We start from the raw sequence: 19,161 nt of genomic DNA on the forward strand, positions 1-19,161 counted from the left end.
GACCTTATTTTTTTACAGACCTGTAACTTGAAGATTTTGACCTTACAGTGTATTCTTTGGTCCGGATTCCGCTAGAAACTTTGTAGAGATACAGAAATAAAATGTTGTAAGAAAATGGAGGAAACACTTTGCATTCGTTTGTTCGTCGTTCGTTGTCTTTTTCATTAGGTGTTGTTTATTTTACATATGTTCTGGCTCCCATTTTTCTCATACTCGTTGGTTCTTTTGGAGCCAAATGGTTTGGAACGCTGCTTCCCGAAGGTTTTACGTGGTCATGGTATAAAGAACTTTTCTCTCAACCAATGTATATTGATGCCTTGAAGAGAAGCCTTGTTGTTGCCTTTTTAACAGTGATTGGAAATGCCTTTGTTTGCCTTCCCGCTGTTTATGCAGTGCACATTATAGATAAGCGATGGTTACGTTCTCTTTTCAACTTTACAATTCTTCTGCCCATTGCCATTCCTCCTGTAGTCATGGGATTGGGTATGATTCAGGCTTTCAACTGGCCAGGGTTTTCCCTTATCGGAACGTGGCAAATCTTGGTAGTAGCTCATATGGTCTATACCCTTCCCTTTATGCTTCGTCCGCTCATGGCAAATATGGATCTTATCAATTGGAAAACCTTAGAAGAAGCAGGGGCATCTCTTGGTGCCGATACCATGATAATGATGCGAAGGGTTCTGGTTCCTAATTTATTACCGGGCCTTGTTTCCGGAGCTCTTATGACTTTTGCTATGTCCCTTGGAGAATTTCAGCTTTCAGTAATGCTTACAGGATCTCAAAGTCAAACATACCCCGTAGTTTTATATCAGGCATTTTATGTAAGTACTGGTTTTGCTTGTGCAGCAACGACAGTTTTAGCCGGACTTTCACTCTTCTCCCTCTTCGGAGTTATGGGATTGGGAGCACTCTTTGGTAAATCAGGACACAAACAGACCCTTCTTGGGAGTTGAAAATATGAGAATAGTTAGTGTAATCGGTACATCTACCGCAGATCAGGCTATTTGGAACAATGCGTATCAAGTAGGCCGGCTTCTTGCGGAGCATAACTGTGTAGTGGTTTGTGGAGGACGCGGTGGAGTTATGGAGGCCGTGTGTAAAGGAGTGGCCGAAAAAGGCGGACTTTCCATCGGGATTTTGCCGGGAGACCGTTCTGAAGCCAATAAATGGGTAACATTTCCTCTGTCTACATGTCTTGGTGAAGCTCGCAACACTGTTGTGGTTTCCTCTGGAGAAGTGGTTATCTCTATTGGAGGGGCCTATGGAACTCTGTCAGAGATAGGTTTTGCCCTCAAAATGGGGCGCACTGTAATTGCTCTCGGAACATGGCAGATTTGTGACGAAAATGGGCAGCCTGCACCATTACTTCATGCTCAAACGCCTGAAGAAGCCGTAGCTATGGCTTTAGAAAAACTTAAAGAAGAAAGGAACGAAAACGAGTGAGTAATGTAGACCTTCAACACGTCGTAAAACGATTCGGTCGGTTTACGGCTGTAAACGATATATCATTGAGTGTTGAAAAAGCAGAATTTCTTTCTCTTCTCGGCCCTTCAGGCTGTGGAAAAACAACAACACTTAGACTTATTGCCGGTTTTCTTGCCCCTGAAGAAGGGCACATCTTTATCGGCGGAGAAGATAAGACGAATACAGGGCCCCGAAATCGTCAGGTTGGCCTCGTATTTCAGAATTATGCCCTTTTCCCCAACCTGGATGTTTTTGAGAATGTTGCCTTTGGACTTCGAGTTCGTAAAGTAGCTGCATCTGAAATAGAAAAAAGAGTATTGGAGCTCTTAGAGATGGTGGGGTTGGCTGACAAGCAGAGGTCTTTTCCTCGCCAACTTTCGGGCGGTCAACAACAGCGTGTAGCTTTGGCAAGAGCTTTGGCCATACGTCCGGATGTTCTCCTTTTAGACGAGCCTCTTTCCGCACTTGATGCAAAGGTAAGAAATGCCCTTCGTTTTGAGATTAAAAAAATACAGAGAGAGAGCGCAATCACGACAATTTACGTAACGCACGATCAGGAGGAAGCCCTTTCTATTTCAGACAGAGTCGCCGTTATGAACAAAGGGAAAATTGAGCAGGTAGGTACGGCTTGGGATATCTATGCAGCTCCTCAATCTCTCTTTGTGGCTGATTTTGTTGGGGTAAATAATATCTTAAGCATAACAAGCGATGGAAGTGGATGTGGACGCTGGAGAGACACGGAAGTGCGTTTGGCCTGTCTGAACAACCGTCCTTCAGGAGAGTATAAAATTATGATTCGTCCAGAGCGGTTGAAGATTGCAGAAACTATAGAAAATAATAACGTGCTTACTGGAGTTGTTGAAGGAAGAGTCTTTCTTGGCCCTCTTTCTCGTATTGCCGTGGCAATAGGCGAAGAACGCCTATTGGTTGATGCTCTTAACATGCAAACGACTTCTGTTGAAATGGGCTCAACCATTCATTTGACTTTTACTCCGGAAGATGGGCACGTTCTAGAATAAAAATAAAAAATATCAAGGGAGGTAGAAACAATGAAAAAAATAGCTATTCTAGCTCTTTTAGTAATGGCTTTAGCTACATTTGTTGGTGGGGCAGCATTTGCTTTTGACCAGGAAATGTATGCTGGAGAAAAGGAACTTTGGGAAATGGCAAAACAGGAAAAAGGTTTGAGCAGTTACGATACAGGGCCTACATGGGCTAACTGGAAGGGCCTTTTCGATGGTTTTGCAGCCCGTTATGGTATCAAACTTGTTTATAACGACCTGGGCAGTGGAGCTACTGTTGTTCGCCTTGAGAAAGAGCTTAATAACCCTCAGGCTGACACAGCGTATTACTTTATGCCTTTCGGTGCCCTTGCAAAGGAACGAGGCGTAACTCAGGCTTACAAACCAGTGAACTTCGATAAAATTCCTGAAATCCTTAGAGATCCCGAAGGAAACTGGTTCTCTATTCACAAAGGGACTGTAGTTTTCGTAGTCAACAAGAGATTGGTAAAAGAGGCCCCTACTTCATGGAAGGCTCTTCTTGATCCCAAATTTAAAAAATCCATCGTATATCTTGATCCTCGAACAGCTGGAATCGGATATGCAATCGTAATTGCTACAGCCTATTCTCATGGTGGATCTATAGAGAATCTTGACCCTGGTATCGACTATCTTGCCGAACTTCAAAAGAGCAATAATGTACGTATGATCGAGAAGACTACGCCCTTTGATAAGTTCATTAAGGGAGAAATTCCAGTATGGATTACCTACGACTGGAACGGATATCGTGCAAAATATATTGCCGGTCTTGGTGATGACGTAGAAATAGTGATTCCAGAAGAAGGAACAATTACATCTCCTTATGCCATAAGCATGGCCAAAGGTGCTCCCAATCCAAACAGTGCTAAATTGTGGCTGAACTACATTCTTTCTGACGAAGGCCAGCAGACCTTTGCCAAAGGATATGTACGTCCTATTCGTGACGACGTAGAGCTTCCTGCAGAAGTTGTAGATAAGTTCCTTCCTGCTTCTGAGTACGAGAAGGCGAAGAATGTAGACTGGGTTGCCGCTCAGAAAGTTCAGAAAGAAGCTGCCCAGAAATGGGGAAGCAAGGTTTTAGGCGAAAACTAGAAATAGCAATAAATAAGGGAGGCGGCTCTCTTTTTTGCCGCTTCCCTCTTTTTGAAGGAGTTGAACGTAGGTGGAACGACGAAGCACAGCTTTTTTATTTCTGATGCCCCTTATTCTTTTGTTGGGGGTGTTTCTTATATATCCGCTTGTCTTGGTTTTTGGAGAAAGTGTGACTGTGGATGGAGGTTTCTCTCTTGCCAATTATCTTTTGATTTTTACGAAAAAACTTTATAGAGAATCTCTGGGAACAAGCCTTATGCTTTCTCTTTCTACTGCTGTGTTAGGTACTGTTATCGGACTACCTCTTTCATACGTTGTTTATAAGAGCAAAGGGAGACTTCATCGTTTTCTTATGGCTCTTACAGCTGTTCCTCTTACCTTCAGTGGCCTCGTTATTGGTTTCATGTTTATTATCCTTTTAGGAACGAGCGGCTTCATTACCATGATATTCAGTCGTCTTTTTGGAATTAATGCTTTAGAATTTTCAGCCTTTCTCTTCACATGGCGAGGTCTTGTTGTTGCGTATCTCTACTTTTTGATCCCTCGAATGATTCTTACCATGACAGCTGCATGGAGTAACGCAAACTGGAGCCTTATTGAAGCTGCGGTGAATTTAGGTGCTTCACGTGCCACTATCCTGTTTAAAGTTCTTCTGCCCATGTTGGGGCCAGCAATATTTGCAGGTTCGTCTCTTCTTTTCGCGGTAAGTATGGGAGCTTTTGGTACAGCTTTTGCTCTTACGGGAACAGGAGTTAAAATACTTCCTCTTGTTATTTATACTCACGTTTCAGAAGTTTCTGTAGATATTGGGCGGGCTGACGCCATAGCCGTTGTTCTTGCCGTGGTAACCACTCTGGTTATCATGCTTTACGAGCGCTTTTTTGCCGCCAAGGAAAGATAGCTCTTCTAAAATCCCCTTCTCATTGTGATAGAATGTTTTGAATACTACCACTAGGGAGGGGAGAGGCATGAAGTTTTTTATAACGGGAGGTGGCGGCCAGTTAGCTTTTGCCTTTCAGCGTCTTTTTAAGGAAGAAGACCTGCCTTTCACCATCTATTCCCGTCAGGAACTAGATATAACGGATATTTCCAGAGTTCGGCGACGAATACATGAAGATCAGCCCAATGTAATCATAAATTGCGCAGCCTGGAACGATATAGATGGGGCAGAACAGAACTGGCGAGATGCGTATCTTGTTAATGCTATTGGCCCTAAAAATTTAGCTATAGCAGCAGAAGAACAGAACATTCCCCTTGTGACATTCAGTTCAGATTATGTTTTTAATGGAAAAAGCGTACGTTCATGGACCATTGCTGACACTCCCGATCCAATTAACGTCTATGGCCGAACAAAGCTTCTGGGTGAAGATTTTGTTAAAAATCACATCCATCGATTTCTTATTGTACGAATAAGCTGGCTTTTTGGTCCTGAGGGAAAAGAAGAGTCGAACTTTTTGAAACAGGTTTTGCGATTGAGTCGGGAACAAAACGAATTGAAAGTTGTATCAGATCAGATATCAAGCCCGACATATGCTCCAGACCTTGCTGAAAGAGTGATGGATCTCTTATCTCTTCGTGCATGGGGAGTCTACCATCTTTCGTGTAGTGGGCGATGCAGCAAATATGATTGGGCTTCTTTTGCGCTGAAAGAGCTTGGTGTGACAAAGAATATATATCAGGTCCAGAGCGATGAGTTCAGACCCATTGCGCAAAGGCCCTCTATGAGCGCTCTTGATCCTTTCCCTCTCGATACATTAGGTATATACATGCCTCGCTGGGAAGATGCAACATTGCGTTTTCTCAAGTCTATTGGACAGAAAAATGGTGATATTGACGATGCTTAAAGGTCATTTTGATGGTGCATCACGGGGCAATCCTGGCGATGCAGGGGCAGGGGCCCTTTTATACGACGAAAATAATCATATTATCTGGCAACAAAAGCTCTATCTTGGCTCCAAAACCAACAATGAAGCCGAATATGAAGCTCTTCTTATGTTGCTTCGGGAAATTGATAATAGGGGATTTCAGCGTGTTACTATCCGAGGGGATAGTCGTCTTGTTGTTTGCCAAATGAATAAGGAATGGAAGATTAATAGCCTTCATCTTAAAGAACTCTGGCAGAGGGCCCAAGAGTTGTCGCGTGGAAAAAATCTTTCTTATGAATGGGTTCCGAGAAATGAAAATAGTGACGCTGACAGACTCTCAAACGAGGCGATAGACGACCACTACGGTGCGAAGAAGATGGAAACAATAGAATTTGTAGAAGTGGTTGATAAGGTAGAAACAGGGCGAAATCGAAGTGTTGAATTTGACCTTTCCCTCCTTGAGCAGATTACTGACACTCTTTTCATCGCTCATGGTACAGAAGATTATGCCGTAGATATTCTTCATAGGGCGTGTACGTGTCCTGCTTTTGTGCATCGCAGACGATGTAAGCATTTGGATGCAGCATTGAAAAAGAAGTCGCAGGAGATGAACATGAAGTGACAACAACCCTTGATCGTAGAACGTTTTGGCTCTGCTGGCTCGTAACCTATCTTGGGCAGGCCTATGTTTCTATGTTTTTTATGTACCCCGTGGCCTTGCAGCAACAAGGTATTTCTCTCGCTTTGACAGGATGGCTTATGAGTATCTTCAGCGTGGCTTCAACTCTGATCCGTCCTGTTGGAAGCCTGATGAGCGAGAGGATTGGTGTTCGCAAAAGCCTTCTTTTTGCCTCTCTATTGCTTTTTGTTTGTTCTCTCCCCTTTCTTTTCTTTAACTCTTTTAGCTCTCTTATGGTTATTCGGGGGAGTGTGGGGCTTTTTTATGGAATAGTTATGGTCGCCGTAACCACGTATCAGGCTTTGAGTATTCCTTCGGAACGCCGAGGGAGTCTCTATGCGTGGATAGCCATTGCCTATGTTTTGCCGCAACTCTCAGTGCTTCCTTTGAGTGAGTTTTTCCTTTCTAAAGTAGGAACCTTTGCCTTCCTGACTCTTGCTCCAATTATTGCTATAGCAACATTTGCAGTGTCAAAACAGCTTCCGAGATTGAAAGATCTCAAAAAAGAAAGTAAAGAGACAGAGGATACATACTTGACACAAAGTAGCTCTGAACAAGAAGAAAATTGGGGAAGCTGGAAGGAAATGTTTTATGTTCCGGGTTTCTGGCCTCTTGTGCTCACCCTTTTATCGTGGTCTTTCCTCAATTCTTCCACGTTACAGTATATGCCAGCTTTTATCCGTTCTCGCGGCTTGATTGCTTCTTCCTTTATGGCTGCCAATGCCGGAGTTGCCCTTCTTTTACGTCTTTTCGCCATTCGCCTTATGGATAAGCTTGATAGAAAAATTGGCAGCGGTTTTACCATAGCCTTAATGGGGGCTATTGTTATCGTGACACGTTTTGCCTCCTCTAACCACTCTTTCTTCCTATTGGGAGCAATATATGGTTTAGGAATGGGAATTGGGTTTCCAATGATATTGGCTCTTATGCCCGATATTTTTCCTGAGAGGCTTAGGCCTAAAGGAGTTGCTGCAGGAACACTGCTTATCGAGTTCGGTTTTATCTTTACCCCCTTTCTTATGAGCTACGGCGGATCGATCTTCGGATTGGGCAATATGTTGGCTTTTATGGGGTGTATAGGTTGTGCAGGAGGTTTGTTCTTGAGTCTCTTTGTATGGCGGAAGAAAGCGTAGGAAGAGCAGCTACGAGGGCCTTCGTGTAGTTGTGTTGGGGGGCGGTAAGAAGAGTTTTTGTGCTGTTTTCTTCACAACACTCTCCTTTGAGCAAGACCATGCCGTGGCTGGCTGCCGCTCTGGCCAGATAGAGGTCATGGGTAACAAATATCATCGACATTCCCTCTTTTACCCTCTTGTTAAGCACTTCGATAATTTCACTTCGTGTTGAAGCGTCCTGCATGCTTGTTGGCTCATCACAGAGCAAAAGTCGAGGTTCAAGAATCAAGGCTCTGGCTATTGCCACTCGTTGCCGTTGACCTCCAGATAAGCCGAAGCGCACTTGAGAAAAGAGCAGCCTCTCTTCAGTTATACCTAACGTATGTAAAAGGTGACGTGCTTTACTATACGCATCCAAGCGACTCTTTCGTCCATAAACTATAAGCCAGGGTTCAGCAACGGCATCTATAACAGAAAGAGTTGGAGGAAGGCTCCCATAAGGATCTTGAGGAACATACCCACATTTCCTACGTAGCTCTATTAAAGAGTGGTGTGTGCATGTATTGATATTTTCGCCAAAAAGCTCTACATACCCTGACGTCGATTGAATGAGTCCAAGAATAACCCTAAGCAAAGATGTCTTCCCGCTCCCAGATTCTCCTATTAAAGCGAGGCTTTCACCTTGCTTCAAAATAAGAGAAATATCTTTGAGGGCCCAAATGCCCTCCATTTTAGGGTCTCTTGAGGGGTAGAAGAGGCTGACCTTATTTGCCGTTAAAATTGTGTTTGTCATATCTCTTCACCTTCCAAATGAAGTAATGCTTTTACAAGTTGTTTGGTGTGCTCATGGTGCGGATTTTTCACAATTTCTTCAGGAGAACCCTTTTCCACTATTTCTCCCTCATGCATAACGGCGATTTTATCGCAGATTTGGGCAGCAAGAGGAAGGTCGTGGGTGACGAAAAGAAGCCCCATATCCTTCTCTTTTGTTAATGTAGCTAGTGTTTCTACTATCTCTCTTTGGGTAATGACATCTAAAGCGGTAGTTGGTTCGTCGGCAAGAAGAAACGTTGGATTACATGCTAAGGCTGTGGCTATAGCTGCCCGTTGTTTCTGTCCCCCCGAAAGCTCATGGGGATAACGATTAAGATATGATGCATCAAGCCCAGCTTCTTTCATAACCCTTTCACATCGTTGCTTTATTGCATGGGGTGGAAGTTCCATGTGAAACGTCAAAACCTCTTCAATATGTTTCCCGATAGTTAATACTGGCGTAAAAGAGTTCATGGCTCCCTGAGGAATAAGAGCAATCTCTTTCCAACGTATGGTATTGAGAGTGTCTTTTTTAAGAGAGAGAATGTCGAGATCGTCAAGAAGAATAGCTCCAGAGACTTCAGTATTAGAAGGAAGAAGCCTTGGAATAGCCATAAGTAAAGAACTTTTCCCACTGCCGGATTCTCCGACAAGACCGATGATTTCCCCCTTGGGAATAGAAAGTGAGGCGTTGTTTACGGCAAATACGCTTTTTGATGGCGTTATATATGTAATGGAAAGATCGATGATTTGTATCATTGTTTAAGTGCTCCCTTCAATTGGGGGTCAATCTGCTCTTCAAGAAATTTCCCGAGATCAAGAAAAATCAGACAGAGTAGGGTTATGCCAAGACCAGGGGGCAGAAGCATCCACCATGCTCCACGGGTAAAAGCTCCGAAAGAATGGGCTTCGTGAAGCATCCTTCCCCACGAAATGATTCTGGGGTCTGAAAGGCCGAGGAAAGATATTCCCGCCTCGGCTAAAATAGCACCTGGAACACCGAGTGCTATGTTGGCCAGAAGTAGTGGAAGAGTCTCTGGAAGCAGGTGTCGCCAGAGAATGTAAAAGGTCGGCGCGCCGAGACCACGAAGACCTTCTATATAACTACTGTCGCGGAGAGATAAAGTCATGGCTCTGACAGTGCGTGCTGTTCCCATCCACGAGAAGAGCGATAAGATAAGAACGAGTTGCCATAATCCCTTTCCCCAATAGGCGGCAAGTACCATAAGAATGGGAAGAATGGGTATAGAAAGAAGAATATCGACACCCCTCATAATGATGGTATCTGTCCAGCCGCCGGCATAGCCACTGATCAAACCGAAGAAAAGGCCGAGCAGGGAGGCCAAAAGTGTTGCTGATATTCCCACAATGAGAGAAACACGGATTCCGGCAATGAAGAGCGAAAAAATATCTCTTCCCCGTTGATCGGTTCCTAAAAGGCCCCACCGTCCTCCCTTAATATCAAATGTTATCGTTCCTCTCATTTCCGGTGGAGCTGAAAAATCAGGTTCGACGCGAAAGATATATTCACCTTTTTCTGAAAAAAGTTCGCTCGGAATCTGGGCGAAAGGAGAAAAATTAAGCCTTTGTTTAAAGGAAAGGTCTCGTCCGTCTATGTCAAAAGTATTTTTCCCAACAGTTAAGTGGTGCAAAACAAATTTTTGTGTCGGAGTTTCGAGAACAAGGGCAGATGGAACAGAGAGCGTTATCTCACCTGAAAGATGAATTTGTGTCGGAGGATTGTAGGGCCAGGCAATATTTTTTTTCAGGATATTTTCTGAAAGAGTTATTTTCATTGTGGGAGGAAGATTCCTCTTGAGCCATAATGGTGTTGAAAAAGGTGGTGCAACCTCTTGGTTGGGAGAAACCGACAATGAAAAAGGGGCCAAAATGCTCAAAACTGCTATAAAGAGAAGAAGTAAAAAACTCCATCGTCGAAAGAGGCTCATCATTAGCGCCCTCTCCTTTCGAAACGAACACGGGGATCGACTATACCGTAGAGAAGGTCAGCGGCAAGGTTGCAAAAGATAGTGAGAAGGGCCAGAAGATAAAAGGAAGCACCTGCCGATGGGTAGTCTTGCCCTGTAATGGCTTCCAGCAGAAAACGGCCTACCCCATGGAGGGAAAAGACTGTTTCTGTAATGACGGCTCCAGAGATAATGCCAGGTAACGAAAGAAGAAAAATCGTTAGAAGAGGAGGAAGCAGTGTACGAAAAGCGTGATTCCAGACAATATGTTTTTCAGGAAGTCCCCGAGCTTCTCCCATAAGAATGAAGTCTTCGCTTAGCACTTTAACCATAAGATTGCGAACATAGAGAGCCCATCCCCCGAATCCCAGAAGAACAAGCGATCCCACAGGCAAGATTAAGTGCCATATATAATCTGTTAACTGAGCCCAGAATCCAATGGGAGGAGGAACAGAAACACTTCCCCGCAAAGGGAAAAGGGGAATGGCATACGCAAAAATGAGAAGAAGCAGCAACTGAACAAAAAACGAAGGGAAAGAAAAAGAGACAGCTCCACTCCAAAGAACGATCTTTTCGATCCATTTACCACGTTTTAAAGCCGCCTGTATGCCAAGCCAAGTTCCCAGAAAGGCTGAAAGTAAGAGGGCACTCCCCAATAGAGTAATCGTGTTGGGAAGACGGGTTGCCAATTCTTCCCATACGGTACGTCCCGTTAAAAAGGAGTAGCCGAAATTAAAAGTTATCATTTGCTTAAGGTAAAGCAAAAACTGAAAACTCAAGGGCTTATCAAGGCCGTAAAGTTTCGATAGTTCTGCCTTCGCCTCAGGAGAGAATCGAGGGTCGAGCATGGTTGCTACAGGATCTCCTGGCATAAGTCGAAAGAGAAAAAAATTTAAAATGAGAACCACAAACAAGACGAGCAGAGAACCTGCGATACGTCGCCACCAGTAGCTTTTCATTTCTGTCACCGGTTATTTAAGAGCCAGAAAAGAGGATTCTTCGTGAGGTGTACATACTCCCCAGGCCTGTATTCTCTAAAGATAAACGGACCTGACCCCATAAGCTGAGTTAGTTTTTTCTCTTTATCAAGCCATGTTTGAGATGGTTTCCAGCTCCGCCAATCTTTCACCTGCTCTAAAACGTGCCGGGGAAAGAGAGGAAGGCCTCCTATGTTATGAAGATGCCAGTAGCTTGTAGAGTTCATTGTAACAATAAGAGTTTGAGCATCGGGAGTTTCAATGTTTTCTACATCTCGTACCGAATCGTAATAGCGGGGTAATTGATGGTTTTTCAGATATTCAATAGTGTAGGCTGCGTCTGATGAGGTTAATGGGCGTCCATCCTGCCAAAGCATCCCCTTCTTCATATGAAATGTAAGTTGGGTAACATTATGTTTATCTTTTTTCACGGTATCGACAGACCATGATTCTGCTACCCAAGGAAGATCTGTTAACGTCTCTGGATCAATAGCGAGAAGAGAATCATAGATAAAGGCCAATACATTCCAGTCGTAGGCAGAACTCGTATCAAGGGGGTTGAGAGAGCGTGGCTCGTCAAGTAAAACCCATCGGAGAGGTTTCATGGAGCCCTGCGCAGGTTCCAACTGGAAAAGACTCCAAATATTATCAGCTGTCGTATAAGACGTTGTAACATATCCCTTCCACGATGATGTGGCCGCCGTAATAAAATATCTACTATAAATTGGAATAACAGGAACAAGTTCTGAAAGGAGCTTTTGGCTTTCGGAAGCTGCTTCTCGAGCTGCTTCTTCGTCAGGGGCCCATCGAAGTCGAGATACAACATCATCAAGTTGAGGATGGGATATTCCAGAAATGTTATAGCCGCCTTGTACATCCATGGAAGAATGATAAAAAGCGAAAAGAGAATCGGGATCGCGAGTCATTTGCCATGCTAAAACATACGTATCGAACTTCCGTTCGTCAAGACGGGCAATCATGGCTGAAAAGTCCATAGGCTCTACCTCTAGGGGAATTCCAATTGCACGTAGAGACGTTGCTATCCGTTCAGCTATTTCAGCCGTTGTCGGTGAAACTTGAGCTGTGGGAGAGAGCATCTTCATTGGAGGTAGCTCTCGGTGTTCTTCTGGATCTGTAAGAATTCCTTTGTTATTCCACGTCCAACCGGCATCTTTCAACCTTTTTTTAGCCTTCTCCGGATCAGAAAAATAATGAATAACATCTTTTTCATAGTAGGGAGAAGCAGGTGGTAAAAATGTGGAAAGGGGCTCTGCGTAACCTGAGAAGAGATCACGAACTATCTTTTCGCGGGGAATAGCTTCCCATGCAGCTTGTCTGAGTTCTTGCCGATTCCACGGAAACATTCGAAGATTCATTCCGAAGAAAAAACCATGAAAGCCTTTTGCCAATGACATCTGAATTGATGCATTTTGTGATAATCGCTCTATATCAGCGGGACGGGCAATATCTGTAAGCATCTGTATTTCATCTTTTTCGAGGGCCAAAAGCTGAGCGTCAGGATCACGAATAATGACAAGGTACAGATCCTTGATTTTAGGGCCTCTAAACAGAGACATATCAAAACTGTACCCCTCTTGGGGAAAAGACAAACTGAGCAGAAAAGCAACGCTGAATAATATAAAGAAACGCTTCATATTTTCACCCCCGGAGAATGCATATAACATTGTTCATTTATTCTAACAAAAAATGGGAAGATTCTTATGAAGTTTTCAAAAAAGTTTACGTTATGCTTCCTTACTCACGTTCTATATTTTAGTTTTATAATAGGCATACTATTTGTAATGCTTCTTTAGTGAAGGAGGGATGAGATGGCTATTTTAAAGGAGTTTAAAGAATTTGCAGTTAAGGGAAATGCAATGGATATGGCTGTAGGCATCATTATAGGAGGTGCTTTCGGAGGTGTCGTATCGTCTTTAGTGAAGGATGTTATTATGCCTCCTATTGGCATGGCGCTTGGTAATGTGGATTTTAAAGATATCTTTATGGTACTCAGAGAGGGAGCAACTCCAGGCCCATATCTTTCTTTGGCTCAAGCGCAAGAGGCTGGGGCGATTACTATGAATATCGGCGTTTTTGTAAACTCTGTAATCAGCTTTCTCATTGTGGCTTTTGCTGTTTTTATTTTGGTTAAAAATTTAAATCGTCTACGAAGACCGCCAGCACCAGCTCCTAAGCCACCTGTTAAAATATGTCCCTATTGTTTTACTGAAATTCCAGAAAAGGCATTACGGTGTCCTGCTTGTACTTCAACTTTGGAAAAATAATATTTTATGATCTGAACAGGTGAATAGTCTAATGAAGAAACTTTCAAATTTTGCAGTGGTTTTCGTCTCTGCAATTGCTCTTACATTTGCATTTATTGCAACTCCATCTTTGGCGATGACGGCCCTTTCATCTCAGGGTATGGTTGTCGCTATGAATTTTGATGCGGCCAAAGTTGGTGCGGAAATTTTGGAAAAGGGTGGCAATGCCTTCGATGCTGCTATAGCTGTCAGCCTGGCTTTAGGTGTAGTGGAACCCTACGGTTCAGGTTTGGGGGGAGAAGGATATATTGTTGCCCGAACAGCTGATGGCAATCGCTTCGCTTTGGATTTTAGAAGCGTGGCGCCGCGAATGGCAACATATGGAAGCATAGAAAAATCTGGTCTTTCTTTTGCAGAGGCAATGCAGACGTTAAAAGGTGTTGGAGTTTTTAGCTTACCGGCAGCCTTAGAGTACATTCACCAAAAGGCAGCAACTATGCCTATGGAAGCACTTGCTGAACCGGCAATTCATTTGGCGCAAGATGGATTTGCAGTGAATAAACAGTTTGCTCAGGCTGTAACTCTTGAGTATGAAAAGCTTCTTCGTTCAGCTCAGGGCTTTTTGAAAGAGAGCATTTTACCTTGGGAGGAAGGAGATTGGTATTCAAATCCCTCTTTAGCAGAGACACTTCGTATCTTTGGCAGAGAAGGAGCAAAAGCTTTCTATAATGGCTCTATTGCTGATTCCATTGAATTTTTTATGAAAAAAAACGGAGGTTGGCTCAGAAAAGAAGATTTTCAAAACTATCGTGTAATTGAAAAAGTACCTCTTCATGGAACATATCGTGGATATGATATTTATGTTTCAGATATGCCAGCAGGCGGTCCGCGTCTTATCGAAACCTTGAATATTTTGGAAAAATTCAACATGTCAGCCTTTGACTGGGATGATCCCCTCAGAATCCATATCATGCAGGAAGTTTTTATTTTGACAGCTCTGGATCAGGAAAAATACGTTGGTGATCGAGACTTCAGTTCTTTACCTAAGCAAGCTTTGACAGATAAAAAATATGCAGAGCGTCGATTTATGGAAATTAACTTATCGAAAGCTTCTTTACCGCAAAGTTGGAAAAAACGATACGGAAATCCTTTGCCTTTTGAAGAGAACCAAGGATTTACGGATGTACTTCTACAAGAAATAGATACAACATCTACACGTGCGAAATCTATTGAAAAGGAAGAAGCTTTTTCTGTTGAATCACCAACAACAACTCACTTTGCTGTTATGGATAAAGATGGGAACGTTGTTTCATGTACTCAGACCATATCTGATTTTTTCGGAACAGGATATTGGATTAACGGTTTCTTCCTTAATAATGAGTTAAATAATTTTAGTGGAGATGCTACATATGGTGCTCCTCTTTATCTGGAAGGTGGCAAACGTCCACGAACAACAATCGCGCCGTTAATTATTGAAAAAGACGGAAAGGTTGCTTGGGTTCTCGGAACTCCTGGCGGAGGTCGCATCGTTTCTACCCTCGTTCAGATTATTGTCGATCTTATTGATTTTGATATGTCTTTAGAAGATGCTGTAAAGTCTCCAAAGTTTGTAGGCTATGTTCTATATCCAGAATTGCGAATGGAGAAGGGCTTTTCAACGAAGACAGTTGATTGCCTTCAGAACTTTTTTGGACACGTTGTCAAAGTCTATGAGTATCCGGATATGTTTTTCGGGGGATTAAATATGATTGAAGTTCAAGAAAACGGTAGTATAAAAGGAGTGGGGTCATTTCGGCGCAGCGGTTCAGCAGTTGCTCCTGAAAATTAGACAAAATAGTAAAACATTACATAATGTGTAAAAGGGCTTTTCTCTAAAAGGAGGTTTCCTTCCTAAATAATCGTCTCTTTTCAATAAAGAAAGATAAGAGAGGTGGAAAATCGATTTTAATTGACCGGTGTTATGGAGCGTGATAGACTAATTTTCAAATGGTCGACCGGTCGACCATTTGACTAAAAAGCATACAGAAGTTTTTTTGAGCGCGCTTTTCTATATATAAATCATGCTTCTAGTGAGAGGTGGTTATTTGTGCTTAGGTATGTCTTTCGAAGAATCTTGCTACTCATACCCGTTGTTCTAAGTGTCATGGTTATCATCTTCACGATTTTGTACTTTACTCCTGGAGATCCTGCGCAAATTGCTCTTGGTCAAGAGGCGACCGTCGAGACTGTCGCAGCATTCCGTGCTGAACGAGGTTTGGATGACCCATTCTTTGTTCAGTTGGGGCGCTATCTTTATCGGGCAGTTTTCCATGGGGATCTTGGGTACTCGTACGCGATGAAGAGCCCTGTTTCTATGGAGTTGGCTTCACGCATTCCGGTAACTATGAAACTAGCCTTTTGGGCTGTTGCTTTTAGTACTTTGGTGGGAATCCCATTGGGGGTTATTTGCGCAATACGTCAATATTCTATTTTGGATAGTATTACGACCCTTATAACCCTTCTCGGTGTTTCTATGCCTACTTTCTGGAGTGGCCTTCTATTTATTCTTGCTTTTTCAGTGTATCTCGGATGGTTGCCATCCATGGGATTCGATACGGTGAGCCAGATGGTTATGCCCATTATTACGTTGTCCGGATCTGCCGTAGCCCTCATAGCCAGAATAACAAGGTCGAGTATGCTAGAGGTTATTCACTCAGACTATATTCGTACCGCTCGTGCCAAGGGTCAAAAAGAGAGTATCGTCATTATGCGCCACGCTTTGCCAAATGCCATGATTCCCATTCTTACCATCATTAGTATGCAATTTGGAATGCTTCTTGGCGGTTCTATTGTTACAGAAGCTATATTCTCCATCTCTGGCGTGGGCCGTCTCATGTTAGAGGCTATTAATATGCGCGACTATCCCATCATTCAAGGTGGCGTTCTCTTTATTTCTATCGCGTTCTGCCTTGTCAACTTAACGGCAGATATCCTCTACGCGTTTGTTGACCCTCGTATTCATGTGAAATAGAGGTGGGAAGCTCAATGTTTAAAAATAATTCTATGATGAAATATACCCTTATACGGTTGAGAAGAAACTATCTTGCAGTGCTTGGTATTGTTATTCTTCTCATATTGATAGGTATGGCCATATTTGCAGATCAAGTTGCTCCTTATGGTTATGCTGACCAAGACTACATGATGATCCGTAAACCGCCTTCCACGACCCATCTTTTGGGAACCGACGAATTTGGGCGAGATGTTCTCAGCCGAATTATTTTCGGTTCAAGGGTTTCTTTGCAAGTCGGTCTGATCGCTGTTTCAATTTCTCTTATTGCAGGTGGTGCTATCGGAGCTATTGCCGGATATTTTGGTGGCAAAATTGATAACTTCCTGATGCGTATCATGGATATCCAACTTGCTATCCCAACCATACTTTTGGCAATCGTTATATCTGCCGCCCTTGGGCCTGGTCTGTTCAACCTGATGGTAGCTGTTGGTATAACATCAATTCCTCGTTTTGCCCGTCTGATGAGAGCTTCCGTTCTCTCGATAAAGGGAATGGAGTTTATTGAAGCGGCGCGGGCTATGGGCGCGAGTCATACGCGCATCATTTTGTTATATATATTGCCAAACTGTGCGGCACCCCTGATTGTTCAGTCTACCCTCAGTGTCGCAAACGCAATACTTTTTGCAGCTACATTAAGTTTCCTTGGCTTGGGTATTCAGCCTCCCTATCCGGAATGGGGTGGAATGCTTTCTGCTGCGAGACCGTATCTCAGAAACAGTGCGTACTTAAGTATTGCTCCCGGATTGGCAATTATGATCACCATTATGGCTTTGAACTGCGTTGGCGATGGACTTCGGGATGCCCTTGATCCGAAGCAGAAACGGTAGGTGTACTAAAATGACGAACATGGTAGATGATAACTCTCCCCTTCTTGATATTCGCAATCTTTCCGTGCGTTTTAATACAGATTCGGGTGTTGTCGAAGCTGTAAATAACCTGAATCTTTTTCTGCGCAAGGGAAAAGCTCTTGGTCTCGTTGGTGAGACTGGAGCGGGTAAGACTACCACAGCTCTTGCCGTCCTTCGCCTTATTCAATCTCCTCCTGGAGAAGTAACAAACGGAGAAATCATTTTCGAAGGTCAGGATATTATGAAAATGACCGAAGCCGAAATGCGGCATATTCGTGGAGACAGGATCGCTATGATTTTCCAGGATCCCATGTCCTCTCTTAACCCCATTATGACTGTTGAAGAACAAATAATGGAAATGATTTCACTCCATTCTGACTTAAATAAAGAACAAGCTCACGAACGTGCTCTTGAAATGTTGAAGCTTGTCGGAATACGCACAGAACGAGCAAAGGATTTCCCTCACCAGTTTTCCGGCGGAATGCGCCAAAGGGTAGGTATTGCCATTGCTCTTGCATGTAAGCCAAGTCTTTTGATTGCAGACGAAGCAACTACGGCTCTCGATGTAACAATACAGGCACAGGTTTTGGAGCTTATTAAAGAACTTCAGTCTGTTGTTAACACGTCATTGATTTTAATTACCCACGATTTGGGAATTGTTTCTGAGATCTGCGATGACGTAGCGATTATGTACGCTGGCCGTTTGGTCGAGTATTCAGATATTCGGAGTTTGTACAGTAAACCCATGCATCCTTACACACAGGGCCTTTTTAATGCTGTCCCTAGCCTTGATAGTGATATTAGCCAAAAATTACATGTTATTCCTGGGTTGCCGCCCGATCCTACCGATTTGCCGAAGGGGTGCTGTTTCTCCCCCCGTTGTCCCTATGCTCGGGATATTTGCCACGAAAAAGCTTGTGGCATGAAAGAGTATGAGCCCAATCACTTTGTCGATTGTTATTTCCCATTGGGTGTTGAAGGGAGGCGGCCGTAGTGTGTGCACAGGTCGAAAAAACAGAAACTTTCATAGAGATTAAGCATCTTAAGAAATATTTCAACGTCCATAAGGGCCTTTTACATGCCGTAGATGATGTCAACCTCTCGATCCCAAGGGGGAAAACTCTGGGATTAGTCGGAGAATCCGGTTGTGGAAAGTCAACACTGGGAAGAGTTGTCATTGGTCTTATTGAAGCAACGGGCGGAGAAGTTCTTTTTGATGGAGAAGATACTCTTAAATATAACAAAGAAGAAAGAAACGAATTCAGAAAAAGAGCTCAGATCGTATTTCAGGATCCCTTCTCTTCATTGAATCCGAGAATGTCTGTCTCTCAGCTTATTGCCGAACCATTGTTGATTAACAAGACATGCTCAGGCAAAAAAGAGATAGATGCCAAAATTAAAAAATTAATGGATACGGTAGGACTTGCCGAGAGGCTTGCTACTTCTTTTCCTCATGAGCTTGACGGTGGTCGTCGTCAGCGCATTGGAGTAGCCAGGGCCCTTGCTCTTGATCCTGATTTTATAGTGCTTGACGAACCCGTTTCGGCGCTTGATGTCTGCATTCAGGCTCAGATTCTCAATTTGCTTGGCGATTTGCAAAAAGAACGTGAGTACACCTATCTGTTTATATCTCACGATTTGAGTGTTGTTCGTTACGTTTCTGATGAAGTGGCTGTTATGTACTTGGGGCAGGTTGTTGAAAAGGCTGAAAATATAGCACTTTTTAAAGAACCGCTTCATCCCTACACGCAGGCTTTACTTTCAGCTGTTCCCGTTGTGGATTTAGACAACAAAAAGAAAAGAATATTGCTTGAAGGTGATGTCCCTAGTCCAATTAATCCTCCAGCTGGATGTCGCTTTGCAGGACGTTGTGCCTATCGTCAGGATATATGCACGAAGGAAACGCCGCTTCTTAATGAGATAGAACCAGGGCACTTCGTTTCGTGTCACTTTACTAAACATCTAGAACGTCATAAATAACGGAGAAAAAT

The 19,161-nt window shown here is 43.3% G+C and carries 19 protein-coding genes; 14 read left to right on the plus strand and 5 right to left on the minus strand.

All coding sequences use genetic code 11. The features are described 5' to 3' along the window. Window positions 1–128 precede the first annotated feature (128 nt). The 8 genes from RBH88_RS00350 to RBH88_RS00385 all read left to right on the plus strand — a co-directional run bounded on the left by RBH88_RS00350 (window position 129) and on the right by RBH88_RS00385 (window position 7,273). Window positions 129–953, plus strand: coding sequence for an ABC transporter permease (locus RBH88_RS00350; protein WP_213691695.1), 825 nt, complete (start codon window positions 129–131; stop codon window positions 951–953). A gap of 4 nt (window positions 954–957) precedes the next feature. Then, window positions 958–1,443, plus strand: coding sequence for a TIGR00725 family protein (locus RBH88_RS00355; RefSeq protein WP_213691696.1), 486 nt, complete (start codon window positions 958–960; stop codon window positions 1,441–1,443). After that, window positions 1,440–2,483, plus strand: a complete 1,044-nt coding sequence (locus tag RBH88_RS00360) for an ABC transporter ATP-binding protein (RefSeq protein WP_213691697.1) — start codon at window positions 1,440–1,442, stop codon at window positions 2,481–2,483. Before RBH88_RS00355 ends, RBH88_RS00360 begins: the two co-directional genes overlap by 4 nt. A 30-nt stretch (window positions 2,484–2,513) precedes the next feature. Then, window positions 2,514–3,596 (plus strand): extracellular solute-binding protein, encoded by a 1,083-nt coding sequence (locus RBH88_RS00365; protein WP_213691698.1) that lies wholly within the window; start codon window positions 2,514–2,516, stop codon window positions 3,594–3,596. A gap of 70 nt (window positions 3,597–3,666) precedes the next feature. Continuing rightward, window positions 3,667–4,497 carry an ABC transporter permease subunit gene (locus RBH88_RS00370; protein WP_213691699.1) on the plus strand — a complete coding sequence of 277 codons (831 nt, stop codon included), beginning with the start codon at window positions 3,667–3,669 and terminating at the stop codon, window positions 4,495–4,497. 67 nt (window positions 4,498–4,564) lie between these two features. Further along, complete coding sequence (rfbD, locus tag RBH88_RS00375) at window positions 4,565–5,440, plus strand: dTDP-4-dehydrorhamnose reductase (RefSeq protein ID WP_213691700.1); 876 nt, start codon at window positions 4,565–4,567, stop codon at window positions 5,438–5,440. Next, complete coding sequence (locus tag RBH88_RS00380; protein ID WP_213691701.1) at window positions 5,433–6,083, plus strand: ribonuclease HI family protein; 651 nt, start codon at window positions 5,433–5,435, stop codon at window positions 6,081–6,083. Before rfbD ends, RBH88_RS00380 begins: the two co-directional genes overlap by 8 nt. Then, entirely contained in the window at window positions 6,080–7,273 is a 1,194-nt protein-coding gene (locus RBH88_RS00385; protein ID WP_213691702.1) for an MFS transporter, read from the plus strand. The genes RBH88_RS00380 and RBH88_RS00385 overlap by 4 nt, the downstream gene beginning before the upstream one ends. Here the strand turns inward: RBH88_RS00385 and RBH88_RS00390 are convergent. From RBH88_RS00390 to RBH88_RS00410, 5 genes are read right to left on the minus strand one after another with little or no spacing between them, the layout of a single operon-like run. Continuing rightward, window positions 7,206–8,045: an ABC transporter ATP-binding protein gene (locus tag RBH88_RS00390; protein WP_213691703.1), complete on the minus strand. Its 840-nt coding sequence runs from the start codon at window positions 8,043–8,045 to the stop codon at window positions 7,206–7,208. The genes RBH88_RS00385 and RBH88_RS00390 overlap by 68 nt on opposite strands. Next, window positions 8,042–8,824 carry an ABC transporter ATP-binding protein gene (locus tag RBH88_RS00395; RefSeq protein WP_213691704.1) on the minus strand — a complete coding sequence of 261 codons (783 nt, stop codon included), beginning with the start codon at window positions 8,822–8,824 and terminating at the stop codon, window positions 8,042–8,044. Before RBH88_RS00395 ends, RBH88_RS00390 begins: the two co-directional genes overlap by 4 nt. Then, window positions 8,821–10,017 carry an ABC transporter permease gene (locus RBH88_RS00400; protein ID WP_213691705.1) on the minus strand — a complete coding sequence of 399 codons (1,197 nt, stop codon included), beginning with the start codon at window positions 10,015–10,017 and terminating at the stop codon, window positions 8,821–8,823. Before RBH88_RS00400 ends, RBH88_RS00395 begins: the two co-directional genes overlap by 4 nt. Beyond that, window positions 10,017–10,991: an ABC transporter permease gene (locus RBH88_RS00405; protein ID WP_213691706.1), complete on the minus strand. Its 975-nt coding sequence runs from the start codon at window positions 10,989–10,991 to the stop codon at window positions 10,017–10,019. The genes RBH88_RS00400 and RBH88_RS00405 overlap by 1 nt, the downstream gene beginning before the upstream one ends. A 5-nt stretch (window positions 10,992–10,996) precedes the next feature. Continuing rightward, on the minus strand, window positions 10,997–12,664 hold the full coding sequence (locus RBH88_RS00410) for an ABC transporter substrate-binding protein (RefSeq protein WP_307879734.1): 1,668 nt from the start codon (window positions 12,662–12,664) through the stop codon (window positions 10,997–10,999). A gap of 174 nt (window positions 12,665–12,838) precedes the next feature. On the opposite strand from RBH88_RS00410, the gene mscL reads away from it, so the two are divergent. The 6 genes from mscL (at window position 12,839) to RBH88_RS00440 (ending at window position 19,150) form a co-directional block, all read left to right on the plus strand. Further along, on the plus strand, window positions 12,839–13,294 hold the full coding sequence (mscL, locus tag RBH88_RS00415; protein WP_213691708.1) for a large-conductance mechanosensitive channel protein MscL: 456 nt from the start codon (window positions 12,839–12,841) through the stop codon (window positions 13,292–13,294). A 31-nt stretch (window positions 13,295–13,325) separates the two neighbouring features. Next, complete coding sequence (gene ggt / locus RBH88_RS00420) at window positions 13,326–15,101, plus strand: gamma-glutamyltransferase (protein WP_213691709.1); 1,776 nt, start codon at window positions 13,326–13,328, stop codon at window positions 15,099–15,101. Between the two features lie 258 nt (window positions 15,102–15,359). Further along, on the plus strand, window positions 15,360–16,283 hold the full coding sequence (locus RBH88_RS00425; protein WP_213691710.1) for an ABC transporter permease: 924 nt from the start codon (window positions 15,360–15,362) through the stop codon (window positions 16,281–16,283). Window positions 16,284–16,297: 14 nt separating this feature from the next. Further along, window positions 16,298–17,149, plus strand: coding sequence for an ABC transporter permease (locus RBH88_RS00430; RefSeq protein ID WP_213701607.1), 852 nt, complete (start codon window positions 16,298–16,300; stop codon window positions 17,147–17,149). A gap of 19 nt (window positions 17,150–17,168) precedes the next feature. Beyond that, a complete protein-coding gene (locus RBH88_RS00435) occupies window positions 17,169–18,164 on the plus strand; it encodes an ABC transporter ATP-binding protein (protein ID WP_374047612.1) in 996 nt (331 codons plus the stop codon). Then, on the plus strand, window positions 18,164–19,150 hold the full coding sequence (locus RBH88_RS00440) for an ABC transporter ATP-binding protein (RefSeq protein WP_307879735.1): 987 nt from the start codon (window positions 18,164–18,166) through the stop codon (window positions 19,148–19,150). The genes RBH88_RS00435 and RBH88_RS00440 overlap by 1 nt, the downstream gene beginning before the upstream one ends. Window positions 19,151–19,161: the final 11 nt, after the last annotated feature.

The sequence above is a fragment of the Aminobacterium sp. MB27-C1 genome, from assembly GCF_030908405.1.
In the GTDB taxonomy this organism is placed as follows: domain Bacteria; phylum Synergistota; class Synergistia; order Synergistales; family Aminobacteriaceae; genus Aminobacterium.